The following is a 16867-nucleotide window of genomic DNA, read 5'->3' as shown; positions in this document are numbered from 1 at the left end:
AAAAGAAACGAGTACGAAGGAGTGGTTCAGTAATGAGCACCAACCGGAGATTCGTGATCGTCGGCGGCGGGCTCGCGGGCGCAAAGATCGCAGAAGCCCTGCGTGACAGAGATTTCGACGGTGAGATCACCGTATTGAGCGAAGAAGACCACCTTCCGTACGAGCGGCCGCCGCTGTCGAAAGAGTTCTTCGCAGGCAAGAAGACACTCCCCGAATTCACCGTCCACGACGGCGAGTGGTTCCGCGACCATCACATCGATCTTCGTCCGGGAACGACGGCAACGGCCATCGACCCCGCTGCGCACACCGTGTCACTTCCGGACGGTTCCACGATCAGCTACGACAAGCTCGCCTTGGCCACCGGCTCACGTTCGCGGCGCCTCGACATCCCGGGGTCCGACGCCGAGGGCGTTCACTACGTACGAACAGTCGATCAAGCCGCTGCGCTACTGCGCACCCTGGCCGCCGACAAGAAGCTCGTCGTGATCGGTGCCGGCTGGATCGGTCTCGAAATTGCCGCGTCGGCTCGCGGTTTCGACGTCGAGGTCACCGTGCTCGAACATGCCGGCCTTCCGCTCGAATCGACCCTGGGCCCGGAAATGGGTGAGGTCTTCGCCGCTCTGCACCGCCAGAACGGCGTCGACTTGCGCACTGGCACGGACGTCAGCGCAATCTCTGTCGACGGCGATCACGCCGCCGGCGTCACTTTGAGCGACGGCACCGTGATTCCGGCCGACGCCGTGTTGATTGCTGTCGGCGCGTTGCCGAACACCGAGTTGGCGTCGGAGGCGGGTATCGACGTCGACAACGGAGTTCTCGTCGACGCCGGTCTGCAGAGCAGCGACCCCGACGTCGTTGCAGTAGGCGACATCGCGGCCGCACAGCATCCGATTCTGAATGCACGAATTCGGGTGGAGCACTGGGCAAACGCACTCAACCAACCCGAGACCGCCGCAGACACCATGTTGGGTCGGCCCGCCGAGTACGTGCGCATGCCGTATTTCTTCACCGATCAGTACGACCTCGGGATGGAATACGTGGGTCACGCGCCGCACGGCGGCTACTCCCGTGTCGTCACGCGCGGCGATGTCGACAAGCGCGAGTTCCTGGCATTCTGGCTCGATTCCGCGAACAAGGTGCTCGCCGGCATGAACGTGAACATCTGGGATGCCGGTGACGCCATCAAGGAATTGGTCGCCTCTTCGCGTCCTGTCGATCCGGAGCGGCTGGCCGATCCGGAGATTCCGCTGGCAGAAGTGTCCGCTTGAGTAAAGCCGTTCTCTTCGTGATGGGATGGGCGTAATAGATCCGCACCATCTACGAGGAGATCTTTGTGGTCGCACCGAACCTGACACGCGAAACCGCAGCGCAACGGTCAGCAATCCTGACCGTCGAGAACTATCTGATCGAACTCGATCTCACCGACGGCAACGACGCACCCGGCGAGGAGACGTTCTCTTCGAAGACCACCGTCACGTTCACGGCTACGGCCGGAGCAAGCAGCTTCATCGACATCGTCGCGGCCCGAGTCCATTCCGCGGTCCTCAACGGCACCGCACTCGACGTCTCCGACTACGACGAGTCGACGGGCATCAGCCTTCCCGACCTCGCTGCCGACAACGAGTTGGTCATCGAGGCCGATTGCATCTACTCCCACACCGGCGAGGGACTGCACCGATTCGTCGACCCGACCGATGACGCCGTCTACCTCTACTCACAGTTCGAGACGGCTGACGCCAAGCGCATGTTCGCGTGCTTCGATCAGCCCGATCTGAAGGCCACGTTCGACGTCCGCGTCACCGCTCCCACGTCGTGGAAGGTCATCTCCAACTCCGCGGTCGTCGAGACCCTCGCCGCCGATCCCGGCAAGCACGTTTTCCGGACCACCCCGAAGATGAGCACGTACCTGGTGGCGCTCATCGCCGGTCCCTACGCGCAGTGGACCGACAACTACTCCGACGAGCACGGCGACATCCCGCTCGGAATCTTCTGCCGCGCTTCGCTGGCCGAGTTCATGGACGAGGAGCGGCTCTTCACCGAGACCAAGCAGGGATTCGACTTCTACCACCGCAACTTCGGTGTTCCTTATGCCTTCGGCAAGTACGACCAGCTCTTCGTCCCCGAATTCAATGCGGGCGCGATGGAGAATGCCGGCGCCGTGACCTTCCTCGAGGACTACGTCTTCCGCTCCAAGGTGACCCGCTACTCGTACGAGCGTCGCGCCGAGACGGTGCTGCACGAAATGGCGCACATGTGGTTCGGCGACCTCGTCACGATGGAGTGGTGGGACGACCTGTGGCTCAACGAGTCGTTCGCGACCTTCGCTTCGGTCCTGTGCCAGACCGAGGCCACGGAGTACACGAACGCCTGGACGACGTTCGCCAACGTCGAGAAGTCGTGGGCATACCGCCAGGATCAGTTGCCGTCGACGCACCCGATTGCCGCGGACATTCCGGACCTGGCTGCCGTCGAGGTCAACTTCGACGGCATCACCTACGCGAAGGGCGCCAGCGTCCTCAAGCAGTTGGTCGCATACGTCGGACTCGAGCCGTTCCTCGCCGGACTGCGTGAGTACTTCCGTGAGCACGCATTCGGAAACGCAACATTCGACGATCTGCTGGGCTCACTCGAAAAGTCCTCGGGCCGTGACCTTTCCGACTGGGGTCGGCAGTGGCTCAAGACCACCGGTTTGAACATCCTGCGCCCCGACTTCGATGTCGACGCAGACGGAAAGTTCACCCGCTTCGCCGTCCTGCAGGACGGTGCGGCACCAGGCGCCGGCGAGCGGCGAATCCACCGGATCGCCATCGGCATCTACGACGACGTCGACGGCAAGTTGGTACGAAGCCATCGCGTCGAACTCGACCTCGATGCTGTGGAAAGCACGGATGTCCCCGAACTTGTCGGCGTCGCCCGCGGTGCACTCGTGTTGGTCAACGACGACGATCTCACCTACGGCTCCGTGCGACTCGATCCCGAATCTTTGGCGACGGCGATCGAGCGGGTCGGCGACATCACCGACTCACTCCCCCGCACCCTGGTCTGGTCGGCGGCGTGGGAAATGACCCGTCAGGCCGAACTGAAGGCGCGCGACTTCGTCGCACTGGTCGAGCGCGGCATCAGTTCGGAGACCGAAGTCGGTGTGGTGCAACGTCTCTTGCTCCAAGCCCAAACCGCCATCGGCTCCTACGCAGATCCGGCCTGGGCCGAGGCCGAAGGTGCGGCGAGCTTCGCCAATCGGTTGCTCGAACTCGCACGTGAGGCAGAGGCCGGGTCCGACCACCAGCTGGCATTCGTCAACGCACTCACCGGTGCAGCACTCTCCCCGTGGCACACCGAGGTACTGCGCGAATTGCTCGACGCCGATCCCTCCACCGTTGGGCTCGACGGCCTGATCGTCGACACGGACCTGCGCTGGCGCATCGTCGGGGCACTGGCAGCTGCCGGTGAGATCGACGCCGAAGGAACCGCAACTCCGTTCATCGACGCCGAAGCCCAGCGTGACCCGACCGCTGCGGGCGCTCGTCAAGCCGCGGCGGCCGCGGCCGGACGTCCGCAGGCCGCTGTCAAGGAAGAGGTCTGGGCGAAGGTCGTCGGCGACGACTCGGTGCCCAACATCACCGCGCGATCGATCATCGGCGGGTTCGCTCGCGAAGGCCAGGACGAATTGCTCGAACCCTTCGTCTCCCGTTACTTCGCCGACATCGCGGCGGTGTGGGAACGACGCTCGAGCGAAGTGGCACAGACCGTCGTCATCGGGCTCTACCCGGCGTGGTCGATCTCCGCAGAATCCGTCGCGGCGGCAGACCGATTCCTCGAAGGCGACATCCCTCCCGCGTTACGTCGTCTGGTCGTCGAAGGCCAGGCCGGTGTGGTTCGTTCACTGGCAGCACGAAAGTTCGACGCGAGCTGACATGCGAAAGGCCGGTGCCCGCGTCGATTCTCACGAATCGACGCGGGCACCGGCCTGTGTCTGACAAACAGTTACGGCGCTGAAATTGCGGCTGCCATAACGCGGATGGCACTGATCATTCCGTCGATCAGGTTGCCTTCACTGAAGGATGCAACAGCTGCCGTTGCTCCGAGCTGGGTAACGCGATCAGTGACCCGATCGGCGATTGCCCGCCCGCTCCGTACCTCGACGGTGCGCTGGTTGGGCGAGACGGCGATCAGCACGGAACGCTCGGCTTCGGGCGTGGTCGGGAACAGTGCGTCGGCACCCGCTGCCGGATCAGAACCGAGATCACCGATGTAGGCGTTGAATCGCACCTTGGTGGCCCGCGTCGCTTCGGTCATCGCGACGTCGAGCGCGACCAGATCCATGGTCTCGAACGGAAGATCGTCGGTGAACGGCTCGCCGATGCGGTGCACACCGGAAACGCGTCCGCTGGACGTGACGACGCTGCCGACGGGCAGGTCCTCGGGCGCTACTGCGAGCGCGGTCGAATGATCACCACTTGCCACTTGCGGACCCTCCGATCAGATCAGCCGAACCGGCTTCGATTGCGTGTGCACTGCCGTGATGGCCACCGCGAACGGTGACTTCGTCGACAGCACTCCACAGCACGGGAGCGTGATCCCACGACTCACCGAGATGGAACGCCGGCGGAACCGGTCCCGGCGTCTTCTTCCCGAGGAAGGACGCAGCCGCGAAGAACGCGGTGATCAAGGCCGGAATCCCAACGTATATCAGTACTACCTCGAGAATGCTCACACCAGATAAGGTAGCCCAGAACGCCAGGAAGGAAAGCGTCAGGGCCACAAATTCTCGGGCAATTTCGTTTCCGTGACCACAGAACGCGGCTCAGGCTGCGCCCACGCCGACACATAGCTCAGGCTGCGCCCACGCCGAGATACGGCATCCACGCCGGATGCAATTCCTTGGTCGCCGCGAGCAGACGCCAATGCGGACCGGACGGGGGAACCAATTCCGCACGGAGAGTCCATCCGAGTTCGCTGAGCATCTTGTCGGCCTTGCGGTGATTGCAGGGGGCACAGCACGCGACGCAGTTCTCCCACGAATGCCCGCCCCCTCGGCTGCGAGGAACGACGTGGTCGATGGTTTCGGCTTTGGCTCCGCAGTACGCACATCGGAAGTGGTCACGATGCATCAGTGCGGCACGAGTCATGGGGATGCGGGCGCGATACGGAACGCGCACATAGGTGCGCAATCGAATGACCGAGGGAACCTGCACCGACCAGTCCGCAGAATGGACTACCGGGCCCTGTTCGTCCTCGTGGACGGTATCGGCCTTGCCGCAGGCCATCAGTACGACCGCGCGCCTGGCAGGAAGGGCGGTCAGCGGTTCGTACGTGACGTTGAGCAGTAGCACCCGACGTTTTACCCACTCGGGCACAACGCGATCGGGAGGGAACATCTCGAGGTGAGAATGCTCTTCGGAAAAGAGTGGGTCAGCAGTGTGCGCGAACCCGTCAGGAACAACTTCCAGAACAGCCCCTAACGCGTGGTCGTTCCGCGCGCTAGTGGGCTGGAGTTGTCGGTGATTGCGTGCAGCATGTCGGTTCTTCATACGACCTCCGGGAGACTGCCCCCAAGTTGACCACGGATGATCGCGTTACGCACTCCCATTTCGAACAAAATTGCCAGGACGGCCGGTGAATTTCCGGTGAATGGGTACGCATTCCGACCCGATGCAACCGTCGTCGACCCGGAAACCGACCACTACGGCCGTCAGGCACAATGGAACTTGCCATGAATGACGTACAGCACGACGTGCAGCAGACCTTCTACGACGCCGTCGGCGGAGCCGAGACGTTTCACAAGCTCACCGCGCGATTCTACGAAGAAGTCGCGAAGGACGAGGTTGTGCGCCCGCTCTACCCCGAGGCCGATCTCGGCCCGGCAGAGCGGCGGATGCGGATGTTCCTCGAGCAGTACTGGGGCGGGCCGCACACGTACTCGGAGGAGCGTGGGCATCCGCGTCTGCGGATGCGCCACAATCCTTTCGTGATCGGCCCGATCGAGCGTGATGCGTGGCTTAGGTGCATGCACGTCGCCATCGCGTCCATCGACGAGAAGACCCTGAGCCCGGTGCACCGCAAGCAGTTGATCGACTACATGGAGATGGCTGCTGCGTCCATGGTGAACTCCGCCATCTGACCGTTTACTTCGCCTTCGGCCTGAACACACGCGCGATCCGGCGGGCTGCCCGTACCCCGAACGACACCGTGGGATGCAGGGGAGAACTCAAGATTGCGTGCTTGCGCACGTACTCTTCGACCTCCCACTCCGACCAGCTGCCCGCCCGGAACAGTGCGGCATCGCCGACGCCCAGGGTTCGTTTCGCGATTCCGTCGCCCTGAACGGTGACCGACCCTTCGATGATGTGCACGATTTCGTCCGCATGGAAGTACCAGCGGAAGCGCCCCTTCGTGCAATCCCAGACGTGCGTAGTCGTGGTCCCGTCTTTACTCGCCGACCATTGCGCCGACCGTGCAACCGGTGTGCCGAAGATTATCCAGTCACGGTTGATCGGATCATCGTCGAGCAGTACGTGATCCAAACTGACCGCTTCGATTGCCGACAAAGTCAAGGCCAAGCCCCCTTGGTTGTATTCTCGATACTTCTCCCCCGGCAGTAACACCAAAGTTGCCACATGGAGTCACCGCGTGAATGCAAAGTACACCAAGGCTAGGTAAAGAGTCACGCTTTTGCCGTGTCCAAGTCGTGAGAGTGCCAGACGTTTGGCACTATGAACTGCTGTGAGCACCCCCGCGGATTCGTCCTCTGTAAGCCGGCCCGAAGCCCCGTGGTGGAACGAGGCGGTCTTCTATCAGATCTATCCGCGTTCCTTTGCCGATTCGGGCAGTGACGGTATCGGCGACCTCGGCGGAGTCGAGGAGAAACTCGGCTACCTCGAGCTGCTCGGCATCGACGCGATCTGGTTGAGCCCGGTGATGAAGTCACCGATGGCAGACCACGGCTACGACGTCTCGGATCCTCGCGACATCGATCCCCTGTTCGGTGATCTGGCGACGATGGATTCGCTGATCACGTCGGCCCACGAGCGCGGAATCAAGGTCACCATGGACTTGGTCCCGAACCACACGAGTGATCAGCACGAGTGGTTCAAGGCAGCCCTGGCGTCGGCGCCCGGTTCTGCGGAGCGATCCCGCTACATCTTCCGAGACGGCAAAGGTGAAAACGGCAACGAACCGCCGAACAACTGGCCGAGCATCTTCGGCGGCCCGGCATGGACCCGCGTCAGCGAAGCCGACGGAACACCCGGCCAGTGGTACCTGCACATCTTCGCCAAGGAACAGCCGGACCTGAACTGGGACAACCCCGAGGTCTTCGACGACCTCGCCAAGACTCTGCGCTTCTGGCTCGAGCGCGGAATCGACGGATTCCGCATCGACGTGGCCCACGGAATGGCCAAGCCGGACGGTTTGCCGGACCACGACTGGGAGCTCAACGAGCTCATGCGCAATTCCGACGACGACCCGCGGTTCAACAATCCGGCAGTTCACGAAATCCACCGCGGCATCCGCAAGGTCATGGACGAGTTCCCGGAGGCGATGACCGTCGGCGAGATCTGGGTGAAGGACAACCAGAAGTTCGGCGAATACATCCGGCCAGACGAACTGCATCTCGGATTTAACTTCCGGCTTGCAGAAACCGAATTCTCCGCCGAGTCCGTCCGAGAGGCCGTGGAGAACTCCCTCGCGGCCGTCGCCGAGGTCGGGGGTGTGCCCACGTGGACACTGTCGAATCACGACGTCGAACGTGAAGTCACGCGCTACGGCGGGGGCGAGATCGGAACGCAACGCGCACGGGCGATGATCCTCGTCGAGTTGGCGCTTCCGGGCGCGAGCTTCATCTACAACGGAGCCGAACTCGGCCTGCCGAACGTCGACCTGCCCGACGATGCACTACAGGACCCGGTCTGGGAACGATCCGGGCATGCCGAGAGAGGACGCGACGGCTGTCGAGTGCCCCTTCCCTGGGAAGGAACCGAGCCGCCTTTCGGATTCACCACCGGTGCGAGCACCTGGCTGCCGATGCCGGCCGAGTGGTCGACGCTCACCGTGGAGGCTCAGATCGAGGATGTGGACTCGATGCTCTCGCTGTATCGCGCCGCCCTCGAACTTCGCAGCGCCAGGCCGGAGTTTTCCGGCACCGACATCGATTGGTACGGCAGTCCCCCCGGCTGCCTCGCTTTCCGTCGACGCGGCGGTCTGATCTGTGCTCTCAACACCACGGAGGTGCCGATCGCACTGCCGAGCGGGCAGCTGCTGTTGAGCAGCGCACCACTCGTCGACGGTCAGTTGCCCGTCAACGCTGCGGCGTGGCTGATCTGACCGAACACTCTCGCACGTCGTCAGGCGGCGGCCCCATCGCGCTGGTGGTGGCCGTCGCCTGAACTCCTACCGCGCAACCATCAGCGGTATCGAACCACCGCGGTGACGGTAGATCGAACCAAACCGTGCATCGAGGCGCACCCACGATCTACTCGCCCGCACCCGAACCAGTTCCGACGCGTCGATCTGTTCGAGATCGATGTCCGCAGTCATCGCTTCGGATCCGGCGTGCGGAACGAATCCCATTGCGGTCAGGGCAAAAATAACTCGCATCGAGATCCCGACCGTGCCTGACGGACCACTGACCTCGAGCACGTCCTGATCGAGCAACGACGCCGGCGGGCCGTGGCTACTTCCATGCTCGAGCGCCAAGGCGTTGCCCCGCTGCGCCAGTTCGATCAACACCCGGGCGGGTACGTCGTCCAGGTGCTCGAAGCCGTCCATCGGCGGCAACGCCCCACGCCACGCCGAATCCATGGCGAACCCCGGATCGATCAGCTCACCTGTTGCCTGCTCCACCGCCGAGAGCAACTGATCGCCGGCAGCCGACGTGTCGTCAGGGTTGATGGTGCCCGCCACGGTTCGCGTCGCCAGAGCGTCGAAACCCGTTGACGCCCAGACGCTCAGGTGCGCATCGCCGCGTCGACGCATTCGGATGACCGCGGACTCGTCCAAACGCAAGGCGTGACCGATGAAGCCGGCCAAGTTCTTTCGCTCGGCCTCCTCGGGCACGGTCAGGACACGTTCATGCACGTTGCCAGCTCTCCAAGTACTCCCGCTCGGGCCCGCTGAGGCGGCGCAGACGTTGAGTGTCGATATCGAAGGCCGCGATCTGAGTCGATGCCACGATGGACGGCGGGACGCTGAGATCGGCGCCGCGGGGGCGAACCTCGTACGCGATGGTGAAGTCCACCGCGCGAACCTTTTCCACCCACATGAAGACATCGAGCGGTGAATCGTCGTGCCGCAGTTGCCCGCGGTACCGCACATGGAGATCGGCAATCACAGCCCCGTCACGCAGGGTGACCGTCGGGCGCGAGTCTTCGAACAACCAAGGAATCCTCGCCTCTTCGAGCAACGTCACCATCCGTGCGTGGTTGATGTGCTGGAAGGCATCCATGTCGGACCACCGAACCACAACTTCGGCGTGGAATCCTTCGCTCAACGTCCTACCTCCGATCGGGTGCCCATGCTGCGCACCATGCTACGAACCTGACGCGCCGCCACCGAGAGCGTCGCGAGGTCAAGCGTCCCAGACTCGAAGATCTCGACGAGAGCTGCCCTCGCTCGGCTCAGCCGCGAGGCGTTGGTCGATTCCCATTCGTCGATCTTCTCCTGCGGCGACTCCCCCGGCTCGCCGCCGGCCAGAACCTCCATCGTCAACTGCCGCAGCGAACTGTAGAGGTCGTCTCGCAACGCGAGCCGAGCAAGCGAGTGCCAGCGATCGCCGCGCTCGAGTCCCGAGACCGCGCTCAGCAGCCAGTCGATTCCCAGATGCGCGTCCAAGGCGTAATACAGCTCCGCGACTTCGGTGATGTCGTGATCTGCGATGTCGGCGATATCCGCGATGTCGAGCAGGCAGTAGACGTCGAGCAGTCGGAACACGTCCAGCGCCAACGCTTCCGGAGCCCCGCGATCGATCACGGATTGAGCGCGCACGAGCAGATCGTCGAGCTGGTGGCCGGCGAGCAGCCCCGGAACCAGCGGCGCCGTCGCCCGATACGCTGCCGAGTAGCGCGCAACTTCGGCGCCGACCGCGATCGGCTGGGGCCGATTGGCCAGGAACCACCGCGACGCGCGGTCGAGCAAGCGGCATGACTCCACGATCAGCTCGTTTTCGATCTCTGCACTGACGCCGGCCGAGCGGATTCGCGACCACACCTCGTCGAGCGCAAAGACCTCTCGCACAGCGGCGTACGCGCGGATCGAGTCGGTACTGCTCGCTCCGGTCTCCTCGGCCAAGCGGTAGGCGTACGTGATTCCGCCGTTGTCGATCACTTCGTTCACGAGCATCGTCGCGACGATCTGCCGCCGCAATGGGTGTGCTTTGATCTCCGTTTCGAACCGATCGCGAACAGCGGTCGGGAAGTACTGCGGGATCTGCTGGGCGAAGAAATCGTTGTCCGGCAACTCGGTTGCGAGCAGATCGTCCTTGAGTGAAAGCTTGACGTGCGCCGTCAGCGTCGCCAATTCCGGCGACGTCAGACCCACACCGGCCTCGAGTCGACGCTCGATCTCCTTGTCGGTCGGCAACGCCTCGAGCTTGCGGTCAAGGCCACGTGCCTTGGTCAGATCCGTCAACTGACGGCGGTGAACACCGAGCATCTGCGGCGCGGTCACGCGGGAGATTCCGAGCAGCGCGTTCTGGGCGATGTTGTCCGCCAACACCAACGCCGCCACGTCGTCGGTCATCGACGCCAGCAACGGATTCCGTTCTTGCGTCGGCAGTAACTGCGAACGCACGAGCGAATCGAGAAGGATCTTGATGTTCACTTCGTGATCGGAGCAGTCGACCCCGGCCGAGTTGTCGATGGCGTCGGTGTTGATGTGACCGCCGTTGGCGCTGAACTCGATTCGTCCCAGAGCAGTCACGCCGAGGTTGCCGCCCTCACCGATCACCTTGACTCGTAGGTCTTGACCGTCGACTCGCACCGCGTCGTTGCTCTTGTCTCCGACCTGCGCGTTCGTCTCGGTCGAAGCCTTGACGTATGTACCGATTCCGCCGTTCCACAGCAGATCCACCGGTGCCGACAGAATCGCCTGCATCAATTCCGGCGGCGAGAGCTTCGTGACCCCCTCGGCCAGACCCAGTGCGATTCTGACGCTTTCGGCGATCGGAACCGACTTGACCGTGCGGTCCCAGACGCCGCCACCTTCACTGATCAGGCTCTTGTCGTAGTCGGCCCATGACGACCGTGGCAACTCGAAAAGTCGTTGACGTTCGACGAACGAGCTCGGTGCATCCGGGTTCGGATCGAGGAAGATGTGTCGATGGTCGAACGCGCCCACCAGACGGATGTGCCGACTGAGGAGCATTCCGTTGCCGAACACGTCTCCGCTCATGTCGCCGACGCCTACCGTCGTGAAATCCTGCGTCTGCGTGTCGACCCCGAGTTCGCGGAAGTGCCGCTTGACGCTTTCCCAGGCGCCGCGAGCGGTGATTCCCATGCCCTTGTGGTCGTATCCCACGGAGCCACCGGAGGCAAACGCGTCGCCGAGCCAGAAGTCGTACTTGGCGGCAACCGAATTCGCGAGATCCGAGAACGTCGCCGTGCCCTTGTCCGCGGCGACCACCAGGTAGCGATCCTGATCGTCCTTGCGCACCACTCGATCCGGCGTCACAACTTCGCCGGTGGCCGCGTGCACGTTGTCCGTGATGTCGAGCAATCCGGAGATGAACGTGGTGTAGCAGGCCTTGCCCGTTTCCAGCGTCGCCGTTCGATCAGCGGCCGGATCACCCGTCGGCAGAGGCGGATTCTTCACGACGAAGCCGCCCTTGGCGCCGACCGGCACGATCACCGCGTTCTTGACGGCCTGAGCCTTCACCAAGCCGAGCACCTCGGTGCGGAAATCCTCGCGCCGGTCGGACCAGCGGAGTCCGCCGCGCGCGACTGCGCCGAATCGCAGGTGGACGCCTTCGACCTCGGGTGAGTACACGTAGATCTCGAAAGCCGGCCGCGGCTTGGGCAACTCGCTGATCCGCGAGGGATCGAGCTTGACCGACAGGTAGTCGCGAGAGCGGCCATCGGCGTCGACGACGTAGAAATTGGTACGCAAGGTCGCCTTCACCAAGGAGAACATTCCACGCAGAATGCGATCGGCATCCAAGCTGAGCACCTCGTCGATGGACGCACGCAACTGCTCGTCCAATTCGGCGACGCGAATGTCGTCCTGTTTCTCGGGGTCGAACATCGCCTCGAACAACTGCACCAATGCAAACGCGGTCTGCGGGTGCGTTAGCGCGATTCCTTCGATGTGGAACTGACTGTACGGAAATGTGGCCTGGCGCAAATACTTTGCGTAAGCACGCAACACCACGGCTTGCCGCCAGGACATTCCGGCCCGCAGCACCAACTCGTTGAATCGGTCAGCTTCTGCCCGGCCGAACCAGACTGCACCGAATGCAGCCGTGAATCGCTTCTGGACCTCGGTCAGCGGGGCGGTACTGGTCTCGAGTGGCACCTGCGCATCGAGGTCGATCTCGACCGACGCCCGAAGGTCCGCCGGTACCGACAATCCGAAATCGTAGATCCAGCACTGAACGCCGTCGAGTCGCTGCACGACGTGCGGCCGCTCGTCGAGAACTTCGACGCCGAGTGACTGCAGCACGGGGAGCACCTGACTCAGCGAGATGCCGTCGCCGCCGACGAAGAGCGTGAAGCGCCAGGCACCGGGCGCGGAGTCCACAGCGCGATAGAGCAGTACGTCGATCGCGCCTGGCGCCAACGCCTCGAGCCTGGCGATGTCGGCCAGCGCGCGTGACGGCTCGAAGTCCTCCTTGTATCCATCGGGAAGTACCCGCGAATACCGTTGCACCAGTTCCGGATCCACACCCGGAATGTCGCGAACAAGGTCGTTGATGCGGTCGTCCCAGCTACGACTGACTTCGGTGAGCAGGGCCTGAACTCGCTCGCGGTTGGCCTCGGAGACATCCAGATGAACCGGCTCACTGTCCGGATCGCGCCGGATCGTCACGTGCAACAGCGCAAGATCGTTCTCGGTAACCCGGGCGGTGTAATCAACTGTGCCTGGGCCGAATTCGCGCCACAACAGGTTTTGCATCGCCAGTCGCACCCGCGTCGTGTACCGGTCGCGAGGCAGATACACCAAGCAGGATACGAACCGTCCGAACGTGTCCTCGCGGACAAAGAGTCGCACCTGGCGGCGGAGCCCGATGCTGTGCACGGCGTGGACGGTCTCGAACAAGGTCTCGGCATCGCTCGAGAACAACTCGGTGCGCGGGAAGGACTGGATGACCTCGAGCATCGCCTGCCCGGAGTACGAATGCAGGTCGACACCGGCACGCGCGATGACTTCGCGGACGCGTCGCTCGATCAGGGGAATCGCGAGAACGTTCTCGTGGAGTGCGACCACGGTGAACACACCCAGGAATCTGTGCTCCCCCACGATGTTTCCCTCGTCGTCGAGGATCGACACGCCCACGAAGTACGGGTAGACAGCGCGGTGCACCGTGGCGGGGAACGATCCCTGCGTCAGGACCAGAAGCGGTCGATCCGGGAGATCTGCAACTGGAGGCAAACTCATCGGGCCTTCGGTGACCGCGTCGGAACGCAGCACGCCGAGCCCGCTGCCGGCGACCGTGCGTGAGCCGTCCTTCGTGCCCTCGAATCGCCGGTATCCGAGTACGGCGTAGTTTCCGTCCGCCATCCACCGGAGCAGTCGAGCGGTATCGGAGAATTCTTCGGGGGTGATCCTCCCGGAGGCAGTTTCTGCAGCACTCTCCAACTCGTCGGCAACGCGCAGTTGCAGTGCCTTCATGTCCGGGGTGTCACCAACCACCTGGCGGACGTCCGCGAGCACTTTGCCGAGGTGGGCTTCGATCGCGTCGAGATCGAAATCCTCGACTTCGGAGTCCAACTGGACGTGCATCCAGGATTCTTGGATACCGCTGTCGCCCAAGGAAATCAGATTGCCCGCGTTGTCGCGTTCAACCGTCAGGATCGGATGGGCGAATTGACTGATTCCCACGCCTTGTCGGTTGAGCATCGCCGTAACGGACTCGACGAGCAACGACATGTCGTCGGTGACGATCTGGACGGCAGCGCCGAGACCCTCGGATCCGGACGGGCGGTACACACGCCATACGGCCGTGCCTGGCGTCCGCTGCCTCCCGAGCGCGAGATGCGCGAGCAGGACTCGATCCGATCGACCGTTGATGACGTCGTCGCTGTCACCCTCGTCGATGTGCGTGAAAAAGGCCTCGCGAAGACGCGTCAACAACGTCGCTTCGTCGAGGCCTGTGCCCTGCTGCCGTACACGGTCTGTCATTCCTGGCTCACATCCTTGTGGGTTCTGATCGCCGCGACCAATCTCTGACTCGAGACTAGCCGCGGCAACCAGTACCTAGGGTGAACTGAGAAACGAAATCTACGATGTCGTCATCTGAACAAGCGATGCTTCGAGCACCGCACGTTCGCTGTCCGCCAGCGGTCTGGACTTTTCGGACACGGTGTCGAATCCGACCATCAACGCGTCGCCGAAGGCGCATTCGACACCCGCGTTGTCACGGATGACGTGCCGAACCGTGAACGAGGAAGTCCCGACGTGAGTCGTGAAGATCTCTACGTTCAACGGACCGGACCGATCGGTGACCGGCTTGAGGAACTCGATGGTCATCTTTCGAACCACGAGGTATCCCGGCCGGCCGCCGAGCGGCGCCAGTTTCGCTTCCAGGAACTGGATGCGAGCTTCCTGCATGTACTCGACGTAACGCGTGTTGTTGACGTGACCCAACCGGTCGGAATCGCCCCACCGGACCTGGATCTGCGCTGTGTATACGTCGGACACCGGATCAGTCCCTGGTGAGCTTGCGGTGAGTCACGCGGTGCGGGCGTGCGGCGTCGGGGCCGAGTCGCTCGACCTTGTTCGCCTCGTAGCCCTCGAAGTTGCCCTCGTACCAGTACCAAGCTGCCTCGTTGTCGCCGAAGCCACCTTCCCACGCGAGGATGTGGGTACAGGTGCGGTCCAGGAACCAGCGATCGTGCGAGATCACGACGGCGCAGCCGGGGAACTCTTCGAGAGCGTTCTCCAGCGAGCCGAGGGTTTCGACGTCGAGGTCGTTGGTGGGCTCATCGAGCAGGATCAGGTTGCCACCCTGCTTGAGCGTCATCGCCAGGTTCAGACGGTTGCGCTCACCACCGGAGAGGACGCCGGCCGGCTTCTGCTGATCGTGGCCCTTGAAACCGAACGAGCTGATGTACGCACGCGAGGGGAACTCGGTCTGGCCGACGACGATGAAATCGAGCCCGTCGGACACGGTCTCCCAGACCGTCTTCTTGGGGTCGATTCCGGAACGGTTCTGGTCGACGTAGCTCAGCTTGACCGTCTGACCGATCTTGACCTCACCGGCGTCAGGCTCCTCGAGACCGACGATGGTCTTGAACAGCGTCGTCTTACCGACGCCGTTGGGGCCGATGACGCCGACAATTCCGTTGCGCGGCAACGTGAACGAAAGATCCTTGATCAGCACGCGGCCGTCGAAGCCCTTGTCGAGGTTCGAGACCTCCACGACCACGTCACCCAGGCGCGGCGGTGCCGGGATCTGGATCTCGTCGAAGTCGAGTTTGCGGGTCTTCTCGGCTTCGTTCGCCATTTCCTCGTAGCGATCGAGACGAGCCTTGTTCTTGGCCTGGCGGGCCTTGGCGCCGGAACGAACCCATGCGAGCTCGTCCTTGAGGCGCTTCTGCAGCTTCTGATCCTTCTTGCCGGCAACTTCGAGGCGTGCAGCCTTCTGCTCCAGGTAGGTGGAGTAGTTGCCCTCGTACGGGTACAGGCGTCCGCGGTCGACTTCACAGATCCACTGCGCGACGTGATCGAGGAAGTAACGATCGTGGGTCACGGCGAGGATTGCGCCGGGGTAAGCAGCGAGGTGCTGCTCGAGCCACAGGACAGATTCGGCGTCGAGGTGGTTGGTGGGCTCATCGAGGAGCAGGAGGTCGGGCTTGCTCAGCAGCAGCTTGCAGAGCGCAACGCGTCGCTTCTCACCACCGGAGAGGTGGGTGACCATCTCTTCCGGCGGGGGGCAGCGCAGGGCGTCCATAGCCTGCTCGAGCTGCGAGTCGATCTCCCACGCGTCTGCGTGATCGAGCTTCTCCTGCAGTTCGCCCATCTCTTCCATGAGCTCGTCGGAGTAATCCGTGGCCATCAGCTCGGCGATCTCGTTGTACCGCTTGAGCTGGACCATCGTCTCTCCGAGACCGTCCTCGACGTTCTCGCGAACCGTCTTGGTCTCGTCGAGCTCCGGCTCCTGCATGAGGATGCCGACGGTCGCGCCCGGAGCCAGGAATGCCTCGCCGTTGCCCGGCTGGTCCAGTCCGGCCATGATCTTGAGGATGCTGGATTTACCAGCGCCGTTCGGTCCGACGACACCGATCTTCGCGCCGGGGTAAAAGCTCATCGTGACGTCATCGAGGATGACCTTGTCACCGTGCGCCTTGCGCACCTTCTTCATCGTGTAAATGAACTCAGCCATGACCGCCAGCCTATCGGTGTTTGTCCTATAACCCACATTGCGCGTTGGCGCTCACTCCGATCCGGGTTCTGCGGACAGTCCGAGGTCATCGACCAGATTCACCGACATGCTCATCGACCCCCACGAAAACCGCGACGGGGACACCTCCGGGTGTCCCCAGGACGGCTCAGATCATTGCCCGGTGGATGCCCTTCGGCTCGCCACCGAGCTGCGAGAGCGTCGACGAATGGAAAATGGAACCAGGCACATGGATCGCGTGCGCGAGACCGGCATGAGCATCACGCCAGAACCGCTGCATCGGCGTGTTCAACTGCAACGCGCCACCACCGGAAC

At 63.0% G+C, this 16867-nt stretch carries 13 protein-coding genes and 1 pseudogene; 4 read left to right on the top strand and 10 right to left on the bottom strand.

All coding sequences use genetic code 11. The features are described 5' to 3' along the window. Positions 1-32: 32 nt before the first annotated feature. Both QMA15_RS04720 and pepN read left to right on the top strand, forming a co-directional pair. Positions 33-1268 (top strand): FAD-dependent oxidoreductase, encoded by a 1236-nt coding sequence (locus QMA15_RS04720; RefSeq protein ID WP_279163981.1) that lies wholly within the window; start codon positions 33-35, stop codon positions 1266-1268. Positions 1269-1333: 65 nt separating this feature from the next. Next, entirely contained in the window at positions 1334-3913 is a 2580-nt protein-coding gene (gene pepN / locus QMA15_RS04715; protein ID WP_279163982.1) for an aminopeptidase N, read from the top strand. Positions 3914-3984: 71 nt separating this feature from the next. On the opposite strand, the gene QMA15_RS04710 is transcribed toward pepN, so the two are convergent. From QMA15_RS04710 to QMA15_RS04700, 3 genes are all read right to left on the bottom strand, one after another. Further along, the gene (locus tag QMA15_RS04710) at positions 3985-4464 is read right to left on the bottom strand and encodes a DUF5130 domain-containing protein (protein ID WP_279163983.1); all 480 of its coding nucleotides are present in this window, start codon (positions 4462-4464) and stop codon (positions 3985-3987) included. Beyond that, the gene (locus QMA15_RS04705) at positions 4451-4714 is read right to left on the bottom strand and encodes a hypothetical protein (RefSeq protein WP_007730943.1); all 264 of its coding nucleotides are present in this window, start codon (positions 4712-4714) and stop codon (positions 4451-4453) included. Before QMA15_RS04705 ends, QMA15_RS04710 begins: the two co-directional genes overlap by 14 nt. 118 nt (positions 4715-4832) lie before the next feature. After that, positions 4833-5378: an HNH endonuclease gene (locus tag QMA15_RS04700; protein ID WP_019749093.1), complete on the bottom strand. Its 546-nt coding sequence runs from the start codon at positions 5376-5378 to the stop codon at positions 4833-4835. Positions 5379-5713: 335 nt separating this feature from the next. Here QMA15_RS04700 and QMA15_RS04695 point away from each other — a divergent pair, with 335 nt between their 5' ends. After that, the gene (locus QMA15_RS04695; protein WP_003944464.1) at positions 5714-6121 is read left to right on the top strand and encodes a globin; all 408 of its coding nucleotides are present in this window, start codon (positions 5714-5716) and stop codon (positions 6119-6121) included. Between the two features lie 4 nt (positions 6122-6125). Here the strand turns inward: QMA15_RS04695 and QMA15_RS04690 are convergent, their stop codons facing one another. Beyond that, a complete protein-coding gene (locus tag QMA15_RS04690) occupies positions 6126-6560 on the bottom strand; it encodes a cupin domain-containing protein (RefSeq protein ID WP_021344735.1) in 435 nt (144 codons plus the stop codon). A 163-nt stretch (positions 6561-6723) separates the two neighbouring features. Between QMA15_RS04690 and QMA15_RS04685 the strand changes: the two genes are divergently transcribed. Then, complete coding sequence (locus tag QMA15_RS04685) at positions 6724-8322, top strand: glycoside hydrolase family 13 protein (RefSeq protein ID WP_060939155.1); 1599 nt, start codon at positions 6724-6726, stop codon at positions 8320-8322. Between the two features lie 66 nt (positions 8323-8388). On the opposite strand, the gene QMA15_RS04680 is transcribed toward QMA15_RS04685, so the two are convergent. The 6 genes and pseudogenes from QMA15_RS04680 to QMA15_RS04655 form a co-directional block, all read right to left on the bottom strand. After that, on the bottom strand, positions 8389-9075 hold the full coding sequence (locus QMA15_RS04680) for a hypothetical protein (protein ID WP_019749097.1): 687 nt from the start codon (positions 9073-9075) through the stop codon (positions 8389-8391). Continuing rightward, positions 9068-9487 (bottom strand): thioesterase family protein, encoded by a 420-nt coding sequence (locus tag QMA15_RS04675; protein ID WP_003944573.1) that lies wholly within the window; start codon positions 9485-9487, stop codon positions 9068-9070. Before QMA15_RS04675 ends, QMA15_RS04680 begins: the two co-directional genes overlap by 8 nt. Then, positions 9484-14331, bottom strand: a complete 4848-nt coding sequence (locus QMA15_RS04670; protein WP_279163984.1) for an NAD-glutamate dehydrogenase — start codon at positions 14329-14331, stop codon at positions 9484-9486. Before QMA15_RS04670 ends, QMA15_RS04675 begins: the two co-directional genes overlap by 4 nt. A 99-nt stretch (positions 14332-14430) precedes the next feature. Continuing rightward, positions 14431-14850, bottom strand: a complete 420-nt coding sequence (locus tag QMA15_RS04665) for an acyl-CoA thioesterase (protein ID WP_019749099.1) — start codon at positions 14848-14850, stop codon at positions 14431-14433. A gap of 4 nt (positions 14851-14854) precedes the next feature. Next, entirely contained in the window at positions 14855-16534 is a 1680-nt protein-coding gene (gene ettA / locus QMA15_RS04660) for an energy-dependent translational throttle protein EttA (RefSeq protein ID WP_007730925.1), read from the bottom strand. 166 nt (positions 16535-16700) lie between these two features. After that, a pseudogene (locus tag QMA15_RS04655) lies at positions 16701-16867 on the bottom strand (hydroxylase); the annotation flags it as partial.

It is taken from the genome of Rhodococcus sp. APC 3903, assembly GCF_030407755.1.
In the GTDB taxonomy this organism is placed as follows: domain Bacteria; phylum Actinomycetota; class Actinomycetes; order Mycobacteriales; family Mycobacteriaceae; genus Rhodococcus_F; species Rhodococcus_F erythropolis.
The sequence above is the reverse complement of the archived record's forward strand: the minus strand, read 5'-3'. Positions and strand labels throughout refer to the sequence as shown.

Coding starts and splice junctions, on each gene's coding strand:
- QMA15_RS04720 (WP_279163981.1), top strand. CDS start 33: ATGAGCACCAACCGGAGATTCGTGATCGTCGGCGGCGGGCTCGCGGGC.
- QMA15_RS04700 (WP_019749093.1), bottom strand. CDS start 5,378: ATGTTCCCTCCCGATCGCGTTGTGCCCGAGTGGGTAAAACGTCGGGTG.
- QMA15_RS04695 (WP_003944464.1), top strand. CDS start 5,714: ATGAATGACGTACAGCACGACGTGCAGCAGACCTTCTACGACGCCGTC.
- QMA15_RS04670 (WP_279163984.1), bottom strand. CDS start 14,331: ATGACAGACCGTGTACGGCAGCAGGGCACAGGCCTCGACGAAGCGACG.
- ettA (WP_007730925.1), bottom strand. CDS start 16,534: ATGGCTGAGTTCATTTACACGATGAAGAAGGTGCGCAAGGCGCACGGT.